This window comes from Amphibacillus xylanus NBRC 15112, assembly GCF_000307165.1.
In the GTDB taxonomy this organism is placed as follows: domain Bacteria; phylum Bacillota; class Bacilli; order Bacillales; family Amphibacillaceae; genus Amphibacillus; species Amphibacillus xylanus.
On sequence record NC_018704.1, the window covers coordinates 2,111,744 to 2,131,577 of the forward strand.

Here is a 19,834-nt window from a genome sequence, read left to right on the forward strand (position 1 = left end):
CAGAAAAATTAATGTAGTGGGAATTAAAAAATTTGAGTGCGAACGCACTACGATATGGTGCGAATTATGAGGATTGGGTGCGATCGCACTACGATATGGTGCGAATTATGAGGATTGGGTGCGATCGCACTACGAGATAGTGCGAATTTTCTATTTCAAGTGCGAACGCACCCGAATTGGATAAATATTGAAGGGGAAGTCAACTAGATTATATGTTTTATTATAACAAATTACTTTTTTATAACAATTAACTACTTGATTTATTCTTTTGGGGGAATCTAAATAAACTGACAAAAAATTTTCTAGGGCTGTGTCACTTTTTCAAAATTAATTCGTCTAATATATGAATCATTACATTATGGTTACAAATTTACGTAAAATTAATAATTTAATTTACCTTTTAGGTCTTTAATAGTACAATTAAATTTAGCGCATTTTACATTTTGTAAGGGGATAAAGATGAAAAAAGATAATCAAGCACCTTCACGACTCGTTAAACGAGAAGTGAAAAAAAAGCAACGAAATAAAAAATTAATTATATTTCTTGTCGTACCTATTGTACTACTATTTTTATTAATCATTTCATATGGCGTTAGTGTATTTTTTAAAGCTCAACAAGTTGTTGATAATTCATTTGAAAGTGATGGACGAGATGGTGGTTCTGAACTAAGGGAAGATGAGATTGATCCGAATGTTGATAATGTGTCAATTCTGTTTATTGGGGTTGATCAAGGTGGAACGAGAGGTAATTCTGGTCACGGTCTATCAGATGCATTAATTCTAGCCACATTGAACAAAGAAGAGAATTCAGTAAAACTATTAAGTATCCCGCGTGATTCATACGTCTATGTACCTGAACGCGATCGTTATACGAAAATAAATCATGCCCATTCATATGGTGGTGCTAAAGCGACAATCGAGACAGTTGAAAATCTCTTAGAAGTACCGATTGATTATTTCGTCAGAATCAATTTTGATGCATTTATAGATATTGTCGACACACTCAATGGCGTTAAAGTTGATGTTCCTTATGAAATTAAAGAGATGGATTCAAACGATACTAAAGGAGCGATTCATTTATTACCAGGTGAACAATGGTTAAATGGCGAGGAAGCATTAGCATTTGCCCGTACACGTAAAAAGGATAATGATATTGAACGTGGAAAGAGACAGCAACAACTGATTAGCGCAATGGTCGATCGAGCTGTATCAATTAATACAATATTTAATATTGATGCTCTAATGACTGCAGTCGGTGACAATATGAGTACAAGTATGAATTTTAAAGATATCGTCAGCTTTACAAACTACGGTCTAAAAGGCAACCTGCAAATTGAGTCATTAAATTTAGAAGGTAGCGATTTATGGACTGATGCATATTACTTCCAAATTGATGAACAGAGTTTAGCTGAAACGAAACAAATTCTTCAAGAACATCTCGGATTAACAAGTCCTGCCTCAGCCTATTCAACTGAAGACAGTGATGATAATCTATAAAAACTAAGCCTCCAACTCGGTGGTGCAACCAGAAGTTAGACAACAATCTAGCTTTTCGGTTCATCACCTAGATGGAGGCTTTTACATCTCTTTAACTTTATTCTGACGCTTACTTATCCTTTTCCACATTAAAGTACGCCAATATTGCATCTGCAATTCTTCTTGATGCTTCACCATCACCGTAAGGGTTTTTGGCTTGTGCCATACGGTCATATTCTTCTTGATCTGTTAATAGTTGATTTGCTAAATTGAAGATCGTGTCTTCATCTGTACCCGCTAATTTTAATGTACCTGCATCAATTCCCTCTGGACGTTCAGTCGTATCACGTAACACTAAAACAGGCACACCTAATGATGGAGCCTCTTCTTGAACTCCGCCTGAATCAGTTAAAATCAAATGTGATCGAGCAGCAAAATTATGAAAATCAATTACACCCAATGGTTCAATTAACTGAATACGATCTGAATCAGCTAAAATATCAGCTGCCGTTTGTTGAACAACTGGATTTAAATGAACTGGATAGACCACATAAATATCACGATGCGCTTCAACTAGTCGTTTTATAGCTCGAAACATCTGTTCCATATTTCCACCAAGATTTTCTCTTCTGTGAGCTGTTAATAAGACTAATCGCTTGTCACCAATCTCGTCTAAAATAGGATGGGAATATGTATCAGATACTGTTGTTTTTAATGCATCAATGGCAGTATTTCCGGTTACATAAATATGATCTTGTGCAATATTTTCACTGATTAAGTTTTGTTTTGACTTTTCAGTCGGCGCAAAATGAATGTCAGCTATCACACTTGTCAATTGACGATTAATCTCTTCAGGAAAAGGTGAGTGCTTATTCCACGTTCTTAATCCCGCTTCGACATGGCCGACAGCTACTTGTTGATAATAACTTGCCAATGATGCAGCAAATGTCGTCGTTGTATCACCATGAACAAGGACAATATCAGGGCTTGTCTCCTCAATAATATCATTCAAGCCATTTAACGCACGAGTCGTTATCTCTGCTAATGTCTGTTTCTTTTTCATGATATTTAAATCGTAATTTGGCTTTACTCCAAAAACATCCAGTACTTGATCTAGCATTTCGCGATGCTGTGCTGTTACCGTCACAATTAATTCAAACTCTGATGAGCGTTCTTGTAATTCACGAACAAGTGGTGCCATTTTAATTGCTTCTGGTCTTGTACCGAATACAACCATTACTTTTATTTTTTCCATTCAAATTCACCCCTTGTTATCTAATCTTCACGATAATCCTTCCAGTGATTTATTATAGCAGATGATCTTTGAAAATAAAAAATAACGTCAACTATCCATTCATAAAAATTAGATAAATTGACGTTTACTTTATTTTAATACTTTCTAATTATCATCCTAAAAATAAATTCAAAAACTTTTAAAATACGTTTAAATCGTGAGGGCTGCTTAATTAATCGATATAACCACTCAAGATTAAGCTTTATCCAAATCTCTGGTGCTCTTTGGACTTCTCCTGCAACGACATCAAAACTACCACCAACACCCATGAAAACGCCCTTTGAAAAAGAATCAATATTATTTGCGATCCACTGTTCCTGCCTTGGCATTCCAAGTGCAACGAAAACGAAATCAGGTTGTGTCTTTCTAACGTCATTTACAATGCTCTCATCATCCAATTTGAAAAATCCGTGATGATGACCTGCTATAATTAATTCAGGGAATTTCTCTTTAAGCTTTCTGACAGCAGCTTGATTAACTTCTTCACTCGCACCAAGAAAGTAGCAACTTTTTTGATTCTTAGATGCATATTCAATCATTGTCATCATTAATTCATAGCCTGGTATTCTTTCAGATAAAGGCTGCTTTAGCAATTTAGACGCGATAATAATCCCAATTCCATCAGCGATGATATAATCAGATTTTGTGATACTGTTCTTATACGCCAAATTATTACGAGCTTCCATCACAATTTCGGGATTGGCTGTGACGATAAAATTTTTCCCTGTATCTGAAGCTGTTATATTATCAATTAAATCTTGCTTGGAGAGATTATTAAAAGGTATCCCCATAATATTTATAAGCTCTGACACATCTCTCACCATCCAAATTTCCTTAGAATATATTTGCTTTAAACTTTAGCAATATTTTCACTACTGAATTATAAAGTATGATTTTCACTTTCTAATAATGTATCAACTACTCTTTTGGTAGCATTCCCATCTTCCAGACTGCAAAATTTCTTTATAAAGGATTGATAGTTTTGATCTGGTTTAAAATTATCTAGATCCAATTTTTTTAATGCCTCTATTAATTGATCATTTGTTTTTAATAATGGCCCAGGAGCATAATTCTCCATATCAAAATAGAAACCTCGTAATTGGTCTCGGTACTCTTCAATATCATACACAAAAAATAAAATTGGTCGGCCTAAGATTGCATAATCAAAGAATACTGATGAATAATCAGTAATTAAAACATCAGATACTAAATAAAGATCACTTATATCCTTATACGATGAAAAATCATAAACAAATCCGCTATAGTTTTCAATATTTATGTTCTCTGAAATTAAATAGTGTGATCTTAACAAAATGATAAAATTATCTCCAAATTCCTTTTTAAATAACTCTAGGTCCAGATGAAGATTTAATTTATATTTACCTACAGTATAGAATTGATTGTCTCTCCATGTAGGGGCGTATAAAATAATTTTTTTATTTAAAGGAAGATTCATTTCTTTAAGTATATCTTCTCTACTGGTTAATCCCTTTTGTAAGACATCATTTCTAGGGTATCCAGATTCAATCACTTTACCTTGAAATTGAAAAGCTCTTTTGAAAATTTCCGTAGAATACGGGTTAGGTGATACCAAATAATCCCATTTGACTGCTTCATTAATAAAATTGCGTCTGTATTTTTCTGTTGTCGTACCGGGCATCCGGACTTCTTCAATATCAACCCCCAACTTCTTCAAGGGAGTGCCGTGCCACGTTTGAAGATAAACTGTATTAGTTCGTTTTGGGATCCAAAGTGGTAATCTAGTATTAGTGACCCAGTACTTTGCTCTAGCCATCGTCAGAACCCATTTCAAAGAAAGTCGCTTAATTATTTGAATGTCCTCATTTAGAAATGAGGGTATGACTTCTTTATTTAAACTCCAATATAGTTTGAATTCCGGATGATTTTCCTTGATATACAGAAATATTGCTTTAGGATTGTCACTATACTGATTTCCCAAAAAGCTCTCAAATACGATTGTATTTTCATTTTGCGGTAATAATGAGGCAACTCTAAATGCGATACGATATATTATAGGGGCAATTGTCCTCAAAGCATACATTACAAACTGCTTCAATGAAAAAACTCCTTTATTTATAAATTTAGGATCTTGTTAGAACTGGAGAATTGAATTATCAAATTTATTATCTAAATAAAAGCCCATATACATTTCACGTTATATTGCAAGTACCACCAAATAATATAAAAAATGAATTCACATGACCCAATTATATCCTATCACATCGTGAAATAAAATGGTTACTTGAACTTAGCCCTCAACCATAAATGGTGACTCTAAACAACCATACTACAGGTGGGTAAGTAGATGCAAAATGGCAAGGTCTACTTTTATGAGAAAGAAGTATAATTCGCTGATGTCTACCTTAAAACCTATGAAAAATACCGATCGAATTGCAGCTACCATCCTAAATAAATTGATGGACGAAATTTTATCGAGTGGGTATATAAAAAGATGCTTGAAAGGAAATGGTCACCGGATGTTATCGTTAATAAAGCAAAGATAGAGGACTGGTTTCATTAATAGATCTTTCCGAGTACATAGACTCTTTTTAATTGGATTGGTAGTGGCATCATGCTAATCAAATTCATTGGCCTTCTTGTGTAGGTTGATCGAAGAGCAGATAGGGTTCAATAATGGATGAATGACTAGCCACTTCGGAACCGAAATTACAAAACACCACATCAAGCATTTGTCTTAAACTTAGAGAAATTAGAGTTCAATCTCGTAGTCTAAGCAATTGATTGACCTGGTATATACGCGAAAGTGTGATGTATCTAATTGGACTTAAGTCCAATTAGATACATCCATATTAAACAATGACTTATGTCATCGCATACAATATAACTTTTGAAATCACTACAATACCTTATCTAGATGACTAACTTAAACTTGAAATTTAAGTAAACTATTAGCGATGAAAGACTCTTATCTACTTATAATATTACAGTCATAAAGTTTATTTTAAGCCTAAAGCTTTTTTTCTGTACTCTTCTCTTTGTTGTTTATTTAGATTTTTAAATTCTTTTAAAAAGGCTTCATAATTTTTTAAGACCTTATCAGCTTCTCCGTACTCTTTAATCTTCCCATATTCAAGCCAAAGAATTTTATCACAAAACTGTCTCATTTGAGCTATAGAATGACTAACAAAAATCATAGTTTTTCCTCTGTTTTTAAACTCTTGCATTTTCGCTAAAGATTTTTCAGAAAAGGCTTTATCACCAACAGATAAAGCTTCATCGACAATTAAGATGTCAGGATCAACTGTAACCGATATAGCAAAGCCCAAGCGAGCTCTCATACCACTGGAATATGACTTTATCGGTTGATCAATGAATTGTTCTAATTCGGCAAATTCAATAATATCATCTTCCATAGCTTTTATTTCTTTCTTCGAAAAACCAAGCATTAGACATTTGAGTTCAATGTTATCCCGTCCACTCAATTCAGCTTTCAAACCAGAAGAAACAGCGATTAAAGATACTTGTCCATTTACTTCTATAGTCCCAGTTGTGGCAGGAACAATACCTGCGATTATGTTAGACAAAGTTGATTTTCCAGATCCATTAATCCCAACGAAACCAACCACATCTCCCTCATCCGCTTCAAAGTCAATATTATTTAGAGCCCAAAAATCTTCGCCGTATTCTCTCGGCAAAATCAAGTCTAAAACTCTTTCTTTTTGATTTTTATATAACTTATACTTTTTTGAGATGTTTTTCAATACAATTCTTTTATTCATTTTATACCTTCCTAATTTAAACAAAATCAATAAGATGTCTTCTAAATCTGACATGAATGATCGAACCTAGTAAGAGAATAAAGAGGGTTAATATCCAAAAGCAAATTGTCAATTTGATATTCTCGATAAAGTACCAACCCGTACCAAAGAAACTTGCCCGATAGCCCTCAATTAAGTAATATAAAGGATTATATCGTAGTAGTCCTTTAATTGAACCTGACATTCTTCCCGAGTCTTCTAAACTCCAAAGGACAGGTGAAATATATAGTAACAGACGTAAAGAAGAATTTAGGAGCATGTGTATGTCTCTGATAATTGTTGATAATGTTGATGTAATTAATGCCAGTGAATATGAAAGTATTACTGTCGAAAACAAGAAATAAAATACTTGAATGAAATATATATTGATACCGTAACCAAACGTATAAATTATGACCAATGATAAAAATATCATAAAAATGTGAATGTATAGTTGAGAAAATATAACTATATTTGGAATAATACTTAACGGAAAATTCATTTTAGAAAGCATTTTAAGGCGAGTATAGATAGATTTTGACCCCTGTATTGTTGATTGGTAAAACAATGTATAAACAATAAAACCAGTAACCATCCAAGGTAAGAATGGTACCAATTCACCAGTACTGATTTCAACATCGCCTCTTGCTCTTATGCCATATCCAAAAACAAACCAATAAATTAAAATTTGTATAAGTGGATTTAAGAATTCCCATGCGATACCTAGGTAATTACTATTATTGGCGCTCTTAAGTTCATAAAAAGATAGACGTCGAATTAAATAAAAATTCACAATCTGTTCTTTTAATACTAAATATAAAGATTTCATAACAGTTCCTCTCTTACTAAATGCTATAACTAAATGATATGGTGAAGTTATTATATTCTTTATTCTAATCTTAGTCAATTAATTCTACAACTACAGAAGTGACTCTGTATTGTTCTATACGTGAATTAAAGAGTTATTTTGTACTCTGAAGCAAGAATTTAAGTTAGAGAAAATTCAAGCCAAATCACTCAGCTCGATGCGTATTCTTTCTAAGCTTCTCAATTGCAATATTGGTCACTATTCATTATTGAGCGAAGTATGACAGACCATACACAGCTTATTTTAGCTCAAGTACGAGTGTATGATATTCTACTTGGCATGCCAGCATCAATATTTTTAAATTATGTTATTAATTATTCATTCTTGTTGTTTTATCAACCAAATAATCTCAACCTATGTAAAATGGATAAATTCAAAATAGGTTAGAGGTTCAAATATTACCGCTTTTATGATATTCTAATTTTTGATGCAAATATATTAAAGTATAGATCTAAAACTACATAATTTTATGATATATTGCATTTATGGTTTATACTGATTCTCATCTATTCAATTACATTAATCCGGTTAATTATTGTTGATAATGTACATATTAATATTTATAAATTACAAAGGAGATTCAATATGTCGATAACTAATAAGTTAAGCAAAATCCTTGATGGTATTTATGATTTTTAGGCCTTGTCTCCCAATTTGTTTGAGAGACAAAAAAGGGTGTACTCCCAAAACTCTTGATAATTGTAGTTGGTGGGATTATCCAAAAAGCTGAAGGTTTTATTGTAGACGAAATCATAACAATAAACGCTACTCATTTTAAAGCACATAATCGATCACTGCTACAAGAAGAAAAGCCAAAGCTAAACCAAATAAACGCGGATGTAAATCCAAAGCAGAGTGAAAACGATGTCTGCGATTATGATGTTCCTTATCAACAAGTTCATCGAATAGTCATCAATCTAACACTGTTACATTAAAAAAACCGAAAGTGATCTTATAGCTTTGACAAACATTTCGCTTTAACTATGCTCGTTGTTGAACTGGAAAACGCGCCAAAATTCACTTTGATATGGTAAATTTTACTTAGTAATACAGCAAATTTGAACGCAGATCGCATCCATGCATAATTAATTCTTTAATAGATTGCATTTATTATCTTCTAAAAATAAGCAATCATAAAATCGATTCATATAAATAAAAATTTTGAGGTGGAGTTTTCAATGAATTTTAAAGCATCATTCATACGTAGATTAAGTAAATTTATTAGTGTAATAACCCCTAAAAATAAAAAGTTAATAGTTTTTGAAAGTTTCTTGGGACGCCAATATAGTGATAATCCACGTGCGATTTATGAGTACTTAAAAAGAGAAAAAGAGGATTATATATGTTATTGGAGTGTTGATCCAAAGCATATTAATAAATTTAAAGATGAAAACTTAAAAATAATAAAAAGATTTACACTAAAGTGGTTGTTTGTTGCAATGAGAGCAAAATACTGGATTTCTAATAGCCGAATCCCTTTATGGATATATAAGCCAAAAGGTACAACTTATATACAAACCTGGCATGGAACACCTTTAAAAAAACTTGCCTTAGATATGGACAAAATAAATACGTCTTGGAAAAACCCACACTTATATAAATCAGATTTTATAACAGAATCAGCTAGATGGGATTACTTAATCTCGCCAAATAGTTATTCTACAAAGATTTTTAAACGTGCCTTTGATTTTAAAAATGAAGTAATTGAATCTGGATATCCTAGAAATGATTATTTAATTAATAATAACACTCCAGAAAACATCGCTCGGATAAAATCTAAAATAGGAATCCCAGAAGATAAAAAAGTGATACTATATGCACCTACATGGCGGGATAGCTTTTCATTTGATTTGCCTTTAAGCATAACAAATTTAAAAAAATCACTTGGTGACGACTACTTTATTATTGTAAGACTGCATTATTTAGTAACTAAAACCTCTGAACTAATCGGGCACGATGATTTCATTAAAAACGTTTCATCTTATAACGATATTAATGAATTGTATCTAATTAGTGATATATTGGTAACCGATTATTCTAGTGTTTTCTTTGATTATGCCGTCCTTCAACGTCCTATAATATTTTATTGCTATGACTTAGATGAATACAAAAATGATATGAGGGGCTTTTATTTCGATTTTGAAAAAGAAGCACCTGGTCCAATCGTACAAACGACAGATGAGTTAATCGATGCTGTTCACAATATTGATAATTATAAGTTACCTTTAGAATTTGTTAAAATCTTTTCTTCTTTAGAAGATGGAAATGCATCAAAGAGAGTGGTTGAACAAATAATGAAACCTTAAAAAAATCTCTGCCTTATTTATAGTTGAGGCAGAGATTTTTTATTCTTTTTATTCTAGTATGGATTTAACTCTTTCCTTAACTTTTTCATCATAAAGATAAGGATCAAATTTTTTATATTTTTTCTCCGGTTTAATCACTGAAATCATCTTTCTAGACAATCCTATCTCAGTTGCCTCTACTAACTCACCATACCCTTGCTTCAAGATATTATCTGGTCCAGGAATATCTGTAGATATCACTTTAAGACCTACCGCTAATGCCTCAAGTATAGCTAGCGCTTGTCCCTCATAGTTTGAGCTTAAGACAAAGACATCACACATTTTTAATAAATAATATGGATTATCCATATGTCCTGTTAAAATCACTTTATCTTCAATTTCTAAATTTTGGATTAGGGTCATCAACTTTTTCCTTTGTGTACCTTCACCAATTATATACAATCTACTATTAGGTTCTTCATTTAAAACTCTTTTGAATGCTCTGATTAGTAGCTCTTGATTCTTCTCTGGGGAAAGGCGACCTAAGGTAACGTAATTGTTATTATTTTTAGAAGGTTTTAAAATTCCCTTAAATTCTAATACTCCATCTTCTAAATTTACATTGTCTATTAAGACTTTCTGATTTAAAATATTGAATTCTTGGTATTCTTCTGATAGCCTCTCTATTCTTTCGGCATCTAAGTAATTCTCAACATAGTCCATCTTATTAGTTATACCTAATTGCTCACCTAATTTGGATAAATTTGTTAAGTGACTTGTTTTAGATACAGAAAGTATTTTATCAAAGTACTTATAAATTGAAAACATTAATTGTAGCGGTAATTTGTTCGGCCGTCTCCCTCTTACTACACGTTCTTTATCTTTCTTCATGTCACTGTGAAGATATGTTATTTTTTCTTTCACATTACTAAAAGCAAAGACTGAACCATAAAATGAATTATAACCACTAAAGTCTATTACTTTGTCATATTTAACATTACCTACGATTTGTTTATATCCCCTATACATTATATGGTCAATATTTAGTTTTTTTACAATTCCGTTTAATCCACGATTCATAAAAAGCTTATACTGATACTCCTCATTAAACTTAAGATTAATGCGATTATTATTAAACAACAAATTAATTTTTGGATCTAATCGGTCAATGACTTTTTCTACTCCACTGTTTTTAGGTACAATACTAGGAATAATTATTGTTAAGTTATATTTTTCATAATCAAATTGATTAGTTAATCTAATTAAAGACTCAGTTATTCCATTATTTTTAAAGTATCCACCATAAATTAATATTTTTTCCTTAGTTGTTTCAGTCTTATAGATAGACCCCAATGTTTGTTTTTTATTAAAGAAAATATAATCGATAACTCTTTTTGATACTTTACCATCATCATATGGTGAAAATCTTTCTATCATTGGAAAGTATTTATCCTCTAAAATACCAGTAGATTCACTAATCAATTCAGCCAATTTATCGATAGTCGAACAAGTTGGACCAGGTAATTCATCTTTTTCTAGGTATAAACCGCGTTTGGTGCTATATTCATCGTAGTTTTTAAAATAAAAATATATCGGTCTCTTTAATCCAAGATAATCAAAAAACACGCTAGAATAATCTGTAATTAAATAATCACTGATTTGCAGTACTTTATTAGTGTCAATAGAGTTATCAACTAAATAGCATTCCGTATTCATATTTGAGATGGCCTGATATTCGTAGTAATGTACCTTTAATGCTACTAAATAATCATTACCAAGTAACATCTGTAATTGCTCAGCATCTCTAACTAACTCACTAACACTCTGATTGATATCTTGACTATAGTCATTCCATGTTGGCGCATATAAGACAACCTTTTTTTCAAGAGGAATATTCATTTTCATTTTTAAATCTTCAGCATTTACATTATAAGTTAAATCCACTCTCGGCATTCCTAACTCTAAAACTTCACCTGAAAACAAATCTTTTGAGGTTTGACTATTCAGTATTGTATCAGTAGTATATTTTGATGGTGAAATAAAATAATCAGTATGTAATATATTTTTCATTACATTTTTATGCGAATCATAGTTAGAGCTTTTCACATCTTTCCCAATTGTTTTATAAGGCGTTCCATGCCACGCCATAATATAACTTTGTTCTTCCCTTTTGTTAAAATAGTGCGGGAAGGTTGTGTCTGTAATTAAATACTTAGCGCGTGCTAAATACTTAACATATGCAACAGTACCTTTTTTTACAAGTTTAACATTTCTATACTGAGAAAGTGCCTTTCTCTCCTTTTTCGGTTCTATAGAACTCCAAATAAATCTATACTCCTTGAATCGAGAATCATTATGTATTTCCTCAAATAGAGCTAAAGAGTTACCCGTTACACTTTGTCCAGAGTATGCTTCAAATAATATTGTTTTATCATAGATTGGTCTATCTAAGTATTTAGTGTATTTCATCCTTAAATATTCAATATTCTTTTTTAAGTATAATACAATTGGATTAAGTAAAAAAATTAACATTCTTTTTATTCTAGCTTTATTCATCTATGTGCCCCTTTCTACATTAAGTCAGTATGGATAGTTATAAAAAATACTTCCTTATTTAATATTTCACAATCATCCTATAGTATATAATAAAAACCACATAAAAAAACAGTATATTATATTAGATTATATCAATTTTTAAAGAATAAACCAATTTCATAGTTTTGTTGAAATTTTGTGAAAATTGTCCCGTTTGGGTAGATATGTTAACCTGCTTTTGTTAGTAGTATGTCAAAACTAAACTGTACATTTTTTATTAGGTGTAAGATGTCCATCTCGTTCATTTATTTGAAAACTCTAATGTATATAGTGATAATCTACTATCAATTGACTTGGACCCTTTGCTTGCTTGCTCGCACTTAAACTCAGAATACAGCTAATAATTATACAGACTCTCCCACACAGGCTAGCATGCTCGCTCTCTAAGTAAAGTGCACGTCACTTTATGAAGCTTTGAATATTCATTTTAATTGCTTATATTTTTTACGTTCCAAGTAACTGAATGATCTGAGGAAACGGATATTGTTGTAACAATTCACATAATCGTATAATGCCAAATCTAATTCTGACTGTGTTTTAAAATGCTCATCCAGTATAAATTCAGTTTTAAGCGTCTTAAACGTCGATTCAGTACGGCATACCTTGGGCACATAATGAACAAACAATGCCGAGGCCTCTAGAACGTAATCAATACTTTTTTCATAAACTCACTTTTGGGATCTGTATGAAATAACTAGAGTCGGTATAGATTATATTTTACAGAAGCAAAGGCCCGTGCAACTAATATGGTTGTTTTATGAGGGAATCACTATGACTTATAATTTCACAATCAAATAAATTTATCAATTTCTTCAAATGGACTACTTTCTTTATGTTATGTTGGCGCACCCATTATTCAAAGGCAGACGACGTAAGTTCGTATTCTTTGATGATCACAGCTTTTACTTCCTCAATAAATATAATTGGTCTATTTAATCTTTAAATGATTTAGAAAATGTCTGTCGTTAACTCGTTGTCATTACTTTTCTCTTCAGAATGATTAGTGACTTAATCTTAACTGACCTCAAGATATCTGTCCAACTTATTGTAACCCATTCAATACGATGTATACTCATGCAATAGCTATCAGACGACATTAACTTCTTTCGTAATTTCACTCGTATATGTTGACTTCTGCTCATCAGATCGGAGATTTGCCTAGTGCTTCAGATTCTACGTTAACATGGATACCCATGCCTTTGGCTATATACTTACAGCTATAAGCTCAAATTTAAGACTTTCACCCGTTAGCGTTCGCCCATGCTGGGCGAACAAAAACACATTATCCATTTCGATGTGGATAATGTGTTTAAATAATTTTATTTATAAACTGGTATATCTAGGTGTATTGTATATGAATCTAATTGTTGATACAGATTATAGATTGTCCTAGTTTGTTTAGCAGCCCATCCGATATCTGTTGCATATTGATGGGTGACATTTCCTTTTTCCATTGCCCCAGGATTCCAACGCATTTTATATAAAGTATTTTGTCCAGCGTTAACATAGCCATTACCTATAAATTGCGCACCTTCAACAATTGCTGTTTCTACTGAGAACCATCCATTATCATAGGCTCTTTGAGCCCCGCAATCTCTTGCACACCTATCAAAAGCCCCTATCCCATATACGTTATAAACTTTCTTAGGAGAAATATCTATAATAATAGGGTTTCCGTCTGCGTCACGTACAATATTACCTTTACTATCTCTCTGAGTCCATTTACTAATTCCATTAGCAAGCTCTGATGATCCGTTTCCTGTTTCTAATTTAGCGTGTGATACTAGATAAATATCGTTGATTTTATATTTATTACCTGCTTCGATAAAATATCTCCCTTTACCAGTTAGCACACCATTATTATTTAATACTTTGTTGAGTTCCGTAACACTTGCAGAACTATTCCGTGATAAATCTAAAAACTGGAATTGTTGTCTGTCATCGTTTATAAAATTTAAAGGATTGAGATAATACATTACATCAGCAGGATGAGCATGTCTCCATTGATGATTAGAGCTGTATTCTATTGCATACCATCCATTGTACTCTTCTAATACTTTAACAACGTGACCATTAGGAAGTGAACCTATTGGATCTTTTTTTGTATTAGGTTCTGGTCTAACATTAAGGTTTGTAGCTGTTACTTTATTGTTTTTATCTATATATTCTTTAGAAACCCAAGCATATTTCATATCTGTCTGAGGTGAAGCTTTCATTTGCATTTCTACTGCTTCACTTAAAGTTAAGTTGTACTCACTCACTCTAGCTACATTTACGTAACTTGAATGTAGCCAGATTCTTTTACCATTTAACATTCCACGATACCAAGTATTATTGCCAACCTTCTCAGTTAGATCTACTTTAAACTCTTCGTTCTTATATATATCCATATTTTCAAATACTATATCTTTCGCTCCGCCCCAAGCTTTAGAATAGGCGATTCCATTACCTTTAATGTAAAATAATTTCGCCTTTTTATCGACAGTAATATGCGAGTAAGTTGACAGGTCTTTTGCATTAACCCAACCAACAGTCCCTTTAGTACTGCTTGGTGACGTACTGATTAAATAAAATATTTGATCATGTATTTCAGCCTGCTTTTTAATATAATATACTGCGTTTGTATATTGAGCCCCAGCAATAAATGCTGTAGAAGGGTCCCCTATAGTTGGATATATTTCAACACTTCTGTTACGAATATGACCCAATCGGCTTGTTCTACTTTCTGTTTTGGTGGTTACATAACTAGAATGTAGCCATATTGTCTTACCATTAAGTACTCCTCGATACCAAGTATTGGTCCCAACTTTTTCTGTCAAATTCACTTTAAATTCCTGGTAAGCATATTGTGACATGTCCTCATAAACCAAATCCTTGGAGCCACCCCATGCTTTTCTGTAAGCTTTTCCAGTACCCTTAAAGTAAAGTGTTTTTGCATCCCTATCCACTCCTACATGAGAATAGGTAGATAGATCCGATGCTTGGACCCAACCCACTAGTCCCCTAGTATCACTTGGTGACGTACTTATCAGATAATACAATTGTCCATTTAAACTCGATTGGCTTTTAATGTAGTAAACTGCATTCGTATATTGAGCTCCAGCCACTTCAAACGATGCATTACTTTCTAGACTAGAATATATCTTCACATTTCTATTACGAATATGGCCAAGTCGACTTGTAGGACTGCCACCACTACTTACCAAATCAGAAGAATGTATCCACACTGTTTTTCCATTTAATGTTCCTCGATACCATATATCATTGCCTACTTTTTCGGTTAGATGTACATTAAATACATGATCCTTATATTCAGATAAATCATACACAATATTTTGGGAACCACCCCACGCTTTGTCATAAGAATTCCCAGCTCCCTTAATATAAAAAGTCTTAGAAATTTTATCTACACCCACGTGAGAATAAGTAAATAAATCTGATTCTTGAACCCAACCTACTACCCCTTTTGAAATACTTGGAGAGGTACTAAGTAAATAATATAGATTCCCATTTGCTTCGGATTGACTTTTAATATAGTAAACTGCATCCGTATACGTTGATCCAGCTACTTCAAAAGATGCATTATTTGCTAAACTTGAATATATCTTTACATTTTGGTTGCGAATATGGCCGAGTCTGCTAGTAGGATTCCCTATGTTACTTGATAGATAGGATGAATGTATCCATACAGTTTTACCGTCTAAGGTTCCACGATACCATATTTCATTTCCTACTTTTTCAGTAAGATGAACATTAAAGATGTGATCTTTGAATTTTGATAAGTCATGAACTAAATTTTTAGAGCCTCCCCATGCCTTATCATAAGATTTTCCATTTCCTTTAATATAAAATGTTTTAGATGCTTTATCTACACCCGTATGTGAGTAGGTAGATAAATCTGATGCTTGAACCCAACCTACTAATCCTTTAGAATTACTCGGCCTGGTACTTATCAGATAATACATCTTACCGTTTATTTCGGATTGACTCTTAATATAGTAAACTGCATTCGTATATTGAGCTCCAGCCACTTCAAACGATGCATCACTTTCTAAACTAGAAAATATCTTTACATTCCTGTTACGAATATGGCCAAGTCGACTTGTGGGACTGCCACCAATACTTACCAAATCAGAAGAATGTATCCACACTGTTTTTCCATCTAATGTTCCTCGATACCACACATTATTTCCTACTTTTTCAGTAAGGTGAACCTTAAAGATCTGATCTTTGTAATTTGATAAGTCATATACTAAATTTTTAGATCCTCCCCAAGCTGTATCATAAGCATTTCCGGTGCCTTTGATATAGAAGTCTTTAGCTTTTTTATCCACACTTACATGAGGATGTGTTGATAAATCCGTTGCTTTTACCCAACCAACTACACCTCTAGTACTACTAGCATTATAGCTTATTAGATAATAGAGATTACCATTCACTGTATTTTGCAGTTTAATATAATAAACTGCATTCGTATATTTTGATCCAGCTACTTCAAAAGATGAATCATTCTCTAAACTTGCATATATTTTCACATTACCATTACGAATATGACCTAGTCTACTAGTTGGTGTTGCATTAGGGATAGACATATGTTTCAACTCGTTTATACCTTTAGCATTCACGTTAGTTTCTATCTCTTCACTCTCAGCTTGAAGCGTAAAAGCTTTTTCTTTGATTTCTTCAGAGATAATTTGTTTATCTGTCTTTATTTCAACTATTTGATCTTTTTCATTATTATCTTCATCAATTATATTCTTCATACTATTCTCAGTTTCATCCAAATCATCTGTAGCATTTTTTCCTTCTACAACATACTGCTCATTTTCCGGATTAAACTCAGGCGTGGCTATATCATTCGCTTCTAAACTTTCTGCTAACACACCATAAGGAGTAACTGAACTAAGAATCAATAACGTAACTAGTATTGTAGCAATTTTCCTCATTACTTACCTCCAAACGATAAGGATTTATTGAATCTTACAAGTTTACATAAACGTATTATTTATTATTTTTTTGTTTTTTTGTTTTTAACCCCTCCTTTGCTCAATCAATCGAGCCTAGATATTAATAGATTACAATATTAATATTATAATCTATCAACCCAAAATAATCTATATATTATCTATATCGGTTCATTCTATAAAACTAAAATAAGTGAGTAAATTTCATAATTACTTGTCCCTGTATTTAAACGTTTTTGAAGCACAAAGAAGAAAGCATCTCCCAAAATATTGAAGGGTCAATTTCTATAATCATTATACGTCCACAAGGTTTACATGGCACGCAAGAGCTATTTAAATTGGAACATTTCCAACGTTAAGAGTCGATTATTTTTGCGATAGAATAAGATACAATTTATTGTGTAGTAAAAAAACTCGACTTCATGCACTATTAGAACTATCTTATGCAGCTATGATTATTAACTTCTACATTCTATAAATTGAGGTGACTCCAATTATGGTTTAAGGTTTTATTGTAGACGAAACCATCACAATAAACGAAAACCATTTTAAAGCACATATTCAAGCACTACCACAAGAAGAAAAGTTAAAAGCTAACCCAAAAAAACTAGGACCTAAATCAAAAGCAGATAGAGATTGATGGCTACAATAATAGGTAGAAGAGGAAGTCGGTATTTCTATTTATGAATAGAAAAGAGAAGCTCAATTGTATGTACCTTTGACTGAATTGCGCACTAAAGTTTTTCAAAAGACCCAATGGGATGCGAATAAAAGAAAGGTGGTAAAATCATTTTCTTATATGGCTATAAAGGACATTTAGCTATTGATCCATCAAGTCAATGCATTCTACAGTTGCCTTTTTATTAGGTCAGAAAACTTGATTCAGTCTCAATTTAACTTTAACTTGATATAAGATTAAATAGACTTTATAATAAATATTTAGATATAATTAATATATATATATATGTAATTTCGATGTTACACATAATCTAGGAGGATATAAATGAAAAAGGTTCTAACATACGGCACATTCGATTTATTACACCATGGTCATATAAATATATTACGACGTGCTAAAGAATTAGGCGATCATTTAACAGTTGCGATTTCATCAGATGAATTCAACGCAATTAAAGGAAAGAAAGCCTATTATCCATATGAAACACGAAAAATGATTCTAGAAGCCATTCGCTATGTTGATAAAGTAATTCCAGAACATGAGTGGGATCAAAAGATAAGAGATGTTCAAGAACATAATATCGATGTCTTTGTCATGGGTGATGATTGGGAAGGTAAATTTGACTTTTTAAAAGATTATTGTGAAGTAGTCTATCTTCCACGTACTGAGGGTATCTCTACCACTCAAATAAAGAAAGATATGCAGGCAATAAAAAATGGCTAGAGAATTTCTTATCTCTAGCTATTTGTTCTTATTCAACATCTTTTTTTCTTTGTTTAAGCGCTATCCTACTCAAAACAAAACCGTACTAATCGCATCTTTTGGTGATAATATCAATCATGTGCGTAAAAAGTGTCTAGCCGAGACAGATCATGATATCGTTATTCTCACGACACGAAGTTGCAGGATTGATTTTGCTGATTCTGATCGTGAAAGTGTTTTAAAATTTGAGACGATTCATTTAGTTCAATTCATTCAATCGATTTATCACCTGGCAACTGCTAAGGTTATTTTTGTAGATAATTATTTTGGCTTTTTGGCTGTAACTGAGTTTAATGAAGGTGTTAAAGTTATTCAGCTTTGGCATGCGGCTGGAGCGATTAAAAAGTTTGGTTTACATGACCCTACGATAAAGAATCGTTCACCACGTGCTCATAAACGGTTTAAAGCTGTTTATCAAAGGTTTACACATGTTGTTATCGGATCTGATCATATGGGTGAGATATTTAAACAAGCCTTTGATTTGTCCGACAATCAGTTATTAAAAACGGGGATTCCACGTACTGACTTCTTCTTTGATGAAAAGCGTGTAAATGAAGCAGCTCAGAAGGTGTTGTCGGCATACCCGCAAATTAATAATAAAAAGGTCATCCTTTATGCACCAACTTTTAGAGATGCTGAGATCGGTAAGGCTGATTTACATTTAGACATTGAGATGCTATCGACAAAGCTAAAGGATACTCATGTCGTTCTCTTACGTCTACATCCTGTCGTTAGAAGTGGGTTTTCACTTGAGGGATTTGCTGATTTTGTTATTGATGCTTCTAGTTATCCTAACATCAATGAATTACTGACTGTTACTGATTATTTAATTTCAGATTATTCGTCAATTCCATTTGAATTTGCATTATTGAATAGGCCGATGATCTTTTATAGTTATGATATCGATGATTATGTTGATGAGCGTGGCTTTTGGGTTAATTATAAAGAAAACATGCCTGGTCCGGTTGCTTTAACAACTGATGAGATCGTGACATGTATCGTAAATGATGATTTTGATTTATTAAAGGTGAAAAAATTTGCTGATGAATGGAATACATACTCTACTGGACAATCAGCAGAATCACTGATTAATGCCATTTATAATAAATAAAGAACTTAGGTGCTATTTAGT

Annotated in this window: 14 protein-coding genes; 6 read left to right on the top strand and 8 right to left on the bottom strand. The window is 32.4% G+C overall.

The annotated features are described in order from the left end of the window. The first annotated feature begins 459 nt into the window (after nt 1–459). On the top strand, nt 460–1,497 hold the full coding sequence (locus AXY_RS10210; RefSeq protein WP_015010736.1) for an LCP family protein: 1,038 nt from the start codon (nt 460–462) through the stop codon (nt 1,495–1,497). A 109-nt stretch (nt 1,498–1,606) separates the two neighbouring features. On the opposite strand, the gene wecB is transcribed toward AXY_RS10210, so the two are convergent. The 5 genes from wecB to AXY_RS10235 form a co-directional block, all read right to left on the bottom strand. After that, nucleotides 1,607–2,731: a non-hydrolyzing UDP-N-acetylglucosamine 2-epimerase gene (gene wecB / locus AXY_RS10215; RefSeq protein ID WP_015010737.1), complete on the bottom strand. Its 1,125-nt coding sequence runs from the start codon at nt 2,729–2,731 to the stop codon at nt 1,607–1,609. 134 nt (nt 2,732–2,865) lie between these two features. Continuing rightward, a complete protein-coding gene (locus AXY_RS10220) occupies nt 2,866–3,561 on the bottom strand; it encodes a WecB/TagA/CpsF family glycosyltransferase (protein ID WP_231841345.1) in 696 nt (231 codons plus the stop codon). An 89-nt stretch (nt 3,562–3,650) separates the two neighbouring features. Further along, nucleotides 3,651–4,847, bottom strand: coding sequence for a CDP-glycerol glycerophosphotransferase family protein (locus AXY_RS10225; protein WP_231841346.1), 1,197 nt, complete (start codon nt 4,845–4,847; stop codon nt 3,651–3,653). Between the two features lie 901 nt (nt 4,848–5,748). Beyond that, nucleotides 5,749–6,531: a teichoic acids export ABC transporter ATP-binding subunit TagH gene (gene tagH, locus AXY_RS10230; RefSeq protein ID WP_015010740.1), complete on the bottom strand. Its 783-nt coding sequence runs from the start codon at nt 6,529–6,531 to the stop codon at nt 5,749–5,751. A 16-nt stretch (nt 6,532–6,547) separates the two neighbouring features. Next, complete coding sequence (locus AXY_RS10235; protein WP_015010741.1) at nt 6,548–7,378, bottom strand: ABC transporter permease; 831 nt, start codon at nt 7,376–7,378, stop codon at nt 6,548–6,550. 222 nt (nt 7,379–7,600) lie between these two features. Here AXY_RS10235 and AXY_RS12835 point away from each other — a divergent pair, with 222 nt between their 5' ends. From AXY_RS12835 to AXY_RS10245, 3 genes are all read left to right on the top strand, one after another. Beyond that, the gene (locus AXY_RS12835) at nt 7,601–7,804 is read left to right on the top strand and encodes a hypothetical protein (protein WP_155835496.1); all 204 of its coding nucleotides are present in this window, start codon (nt 7,601–7,603) and stop codon (nt 7,802–7,804) included. A 305-nt stretch (nt 7,805–8,109) separates the two neighbouring features. Beyond that, complete coding sequence (locus AXY_RS10240) at nt 8,110–8,352, top strand: hypothetical protein (RefSeq protein ID WP_015010742.1); 243 nt, start codon at nt 8,110–8,112, stop codon at nt 8,350–8,352. 243 nt (nt 8,353–8,595) lie between these two features. Beyond that, nucleotides 8,596–9,723: a CDP-glycerol glycerophosphotransferase family protein gene (locus AXY_RS10245; RefSeq protein ID WP_015010743.1), complete on the top strand. Its 1,128-nt coding sequence runs from the start codon at nt 8,596–8,598 to the stop codon at nt 9,721–9,723. A gap of 48 nt (nt 9,724–9,771) precedes the next feature. Here the strand turns inward: AXY_RS10245 and AXY_RS10250 are convergent, their stop codons facing one another. The 3 genes from AXY_RS10250 to AXY_RS12335 form a co-directional block, all read right to left on the bottom strand. Further along, entirely contained in the window at nt 9,772–12,258 is a 2,487-nt protein-coding gene (locus AXY_RS10250) for a glycosyltransferase (RefSeq protein WP_015010744.1), read from the bottom strand. Between the two features lie 461 nt (nt 12,259–12,719). After that, complete coding sequence (locus AXY_RS13210) at nt 12,720–12,908, bottom strand: IS3 family transposase (protein ID WP_172635011.1); 189 nt, start codon at nt 12,906–12,908, stop codon at nt 12,720–12,722. A 708-nt stretch (nt 12,909–13,616) separates the two neighbouring features. After that, nucleotides 13,617–17,243, bottom strand: a complete 3,627-nt coding sequence (locus AXY_RS12335; RefSeq protein WP_015010745.1) for an N-acetylglucosaminidase — start codon at nt 17,241–17,243, stop codon at nt 13,617–13,619. A 1,021-nt stretch (nt 17,244–18,264) separates the two neighbouring features. On the opposite strand from AXY_RS12335, the gene tagD reads away from it, so the two are divergent. Both tagD and AXY_RS10265 read left to right on the top strand, forming a co-directional pair. Continuing rightward, on the top strand, nt 18,265–18,663 hold the full coding sequence (tagD, locus tag AXY_RS10260) for a glycerol-3-phosphate cytidylyltransferase (protein ID WP_015010746.1): 399 nt from the start codon (nt 18,265–18,267) through the stop codon (nt 18,661–18,663). After that, nucleotides 18,656–19,813: a CDP-glycerol glycerophosphotransferase family protein gene (locus tag AXY_RS10265; protein WP_015010747.1), complete on the top strand. Its 1,158-nt coding sequence runs from the start codon at nt 18,656–18,658 to the stop codon at nt 19,811–19,813. The genes tagD and AXY_RS10265 overlap by 8 nt, the downstream gene beginning before the upstream one ends. Nucleotides 19,814–19,834 lie beyond the last annotated feature (21 nt).

Coding starts and splice junctions, on each gene's coding strand:
- AXY_RS10250 (WP_015010744.1), bottom strand. CDS start 12,258: ATGAATAAAGCTAGAATAAAAAGAATGTTAATTTTTTTACTTAATCCA.
- AXY_RS10235 (WP_015010741.1), bottom strand. CDS start 7,378: ATGAAATCTTTATATTTAGTATTAAAAGAACAGATTGTGAATTTTTAT.
- AXY_RS12335 (WP_015010745.1), bottom strand. CDS start 17,243: ATGAGGAAAATTGCTACAATACTAGTTACGTTATTGATTCTTAGTTCA.
- tagH (WP_015010740.1), bottom strand. CDS start 6,531: ATGAATAAAAGAATTGTATTGAAAAACATCTCAAAAAAGTATAAGTTA.
- wecB (WP_015010737.1), bottom strand. CDS start 2,731: ATGGAAAAAATAAAAGTAATGGTTGTATTCGGTACAAGACCAGAAGCA.
- AXY_RS10220 (WP_231841345.1), bottom strand. CDS start 3,561: ATGGGGATACCTTTTAATAATCTCTCCAAGCAAGATTTAATTGATAAT.
- AXY_RS10265 (WP_015010747.1), top strand. CDS start 18,656: ATGGCTAGAGAATTTCTTATCTCTAGCTATTTGTTCTTATTCAACATC.
- tagD (WP_015010746.1), top strand. CDS start 18,265: ATGAAAAAGGTTCTAACATACGGCACATTCGATTTATTACACCATGGT.
- AXY_RS10245 (WP_015010743.1), top strand. CDS start 8,596: ATGAATTTTAAAGCATCATTCATACGTAGATTAAGTAAATTTATTAGT.
- AXY_RS10210 (WP_015010736.1), top strand. CDS start 460: ATGAAAAAAGATAATCAAGCACCTTCACGACTCGTTAAACGAGAAGTG.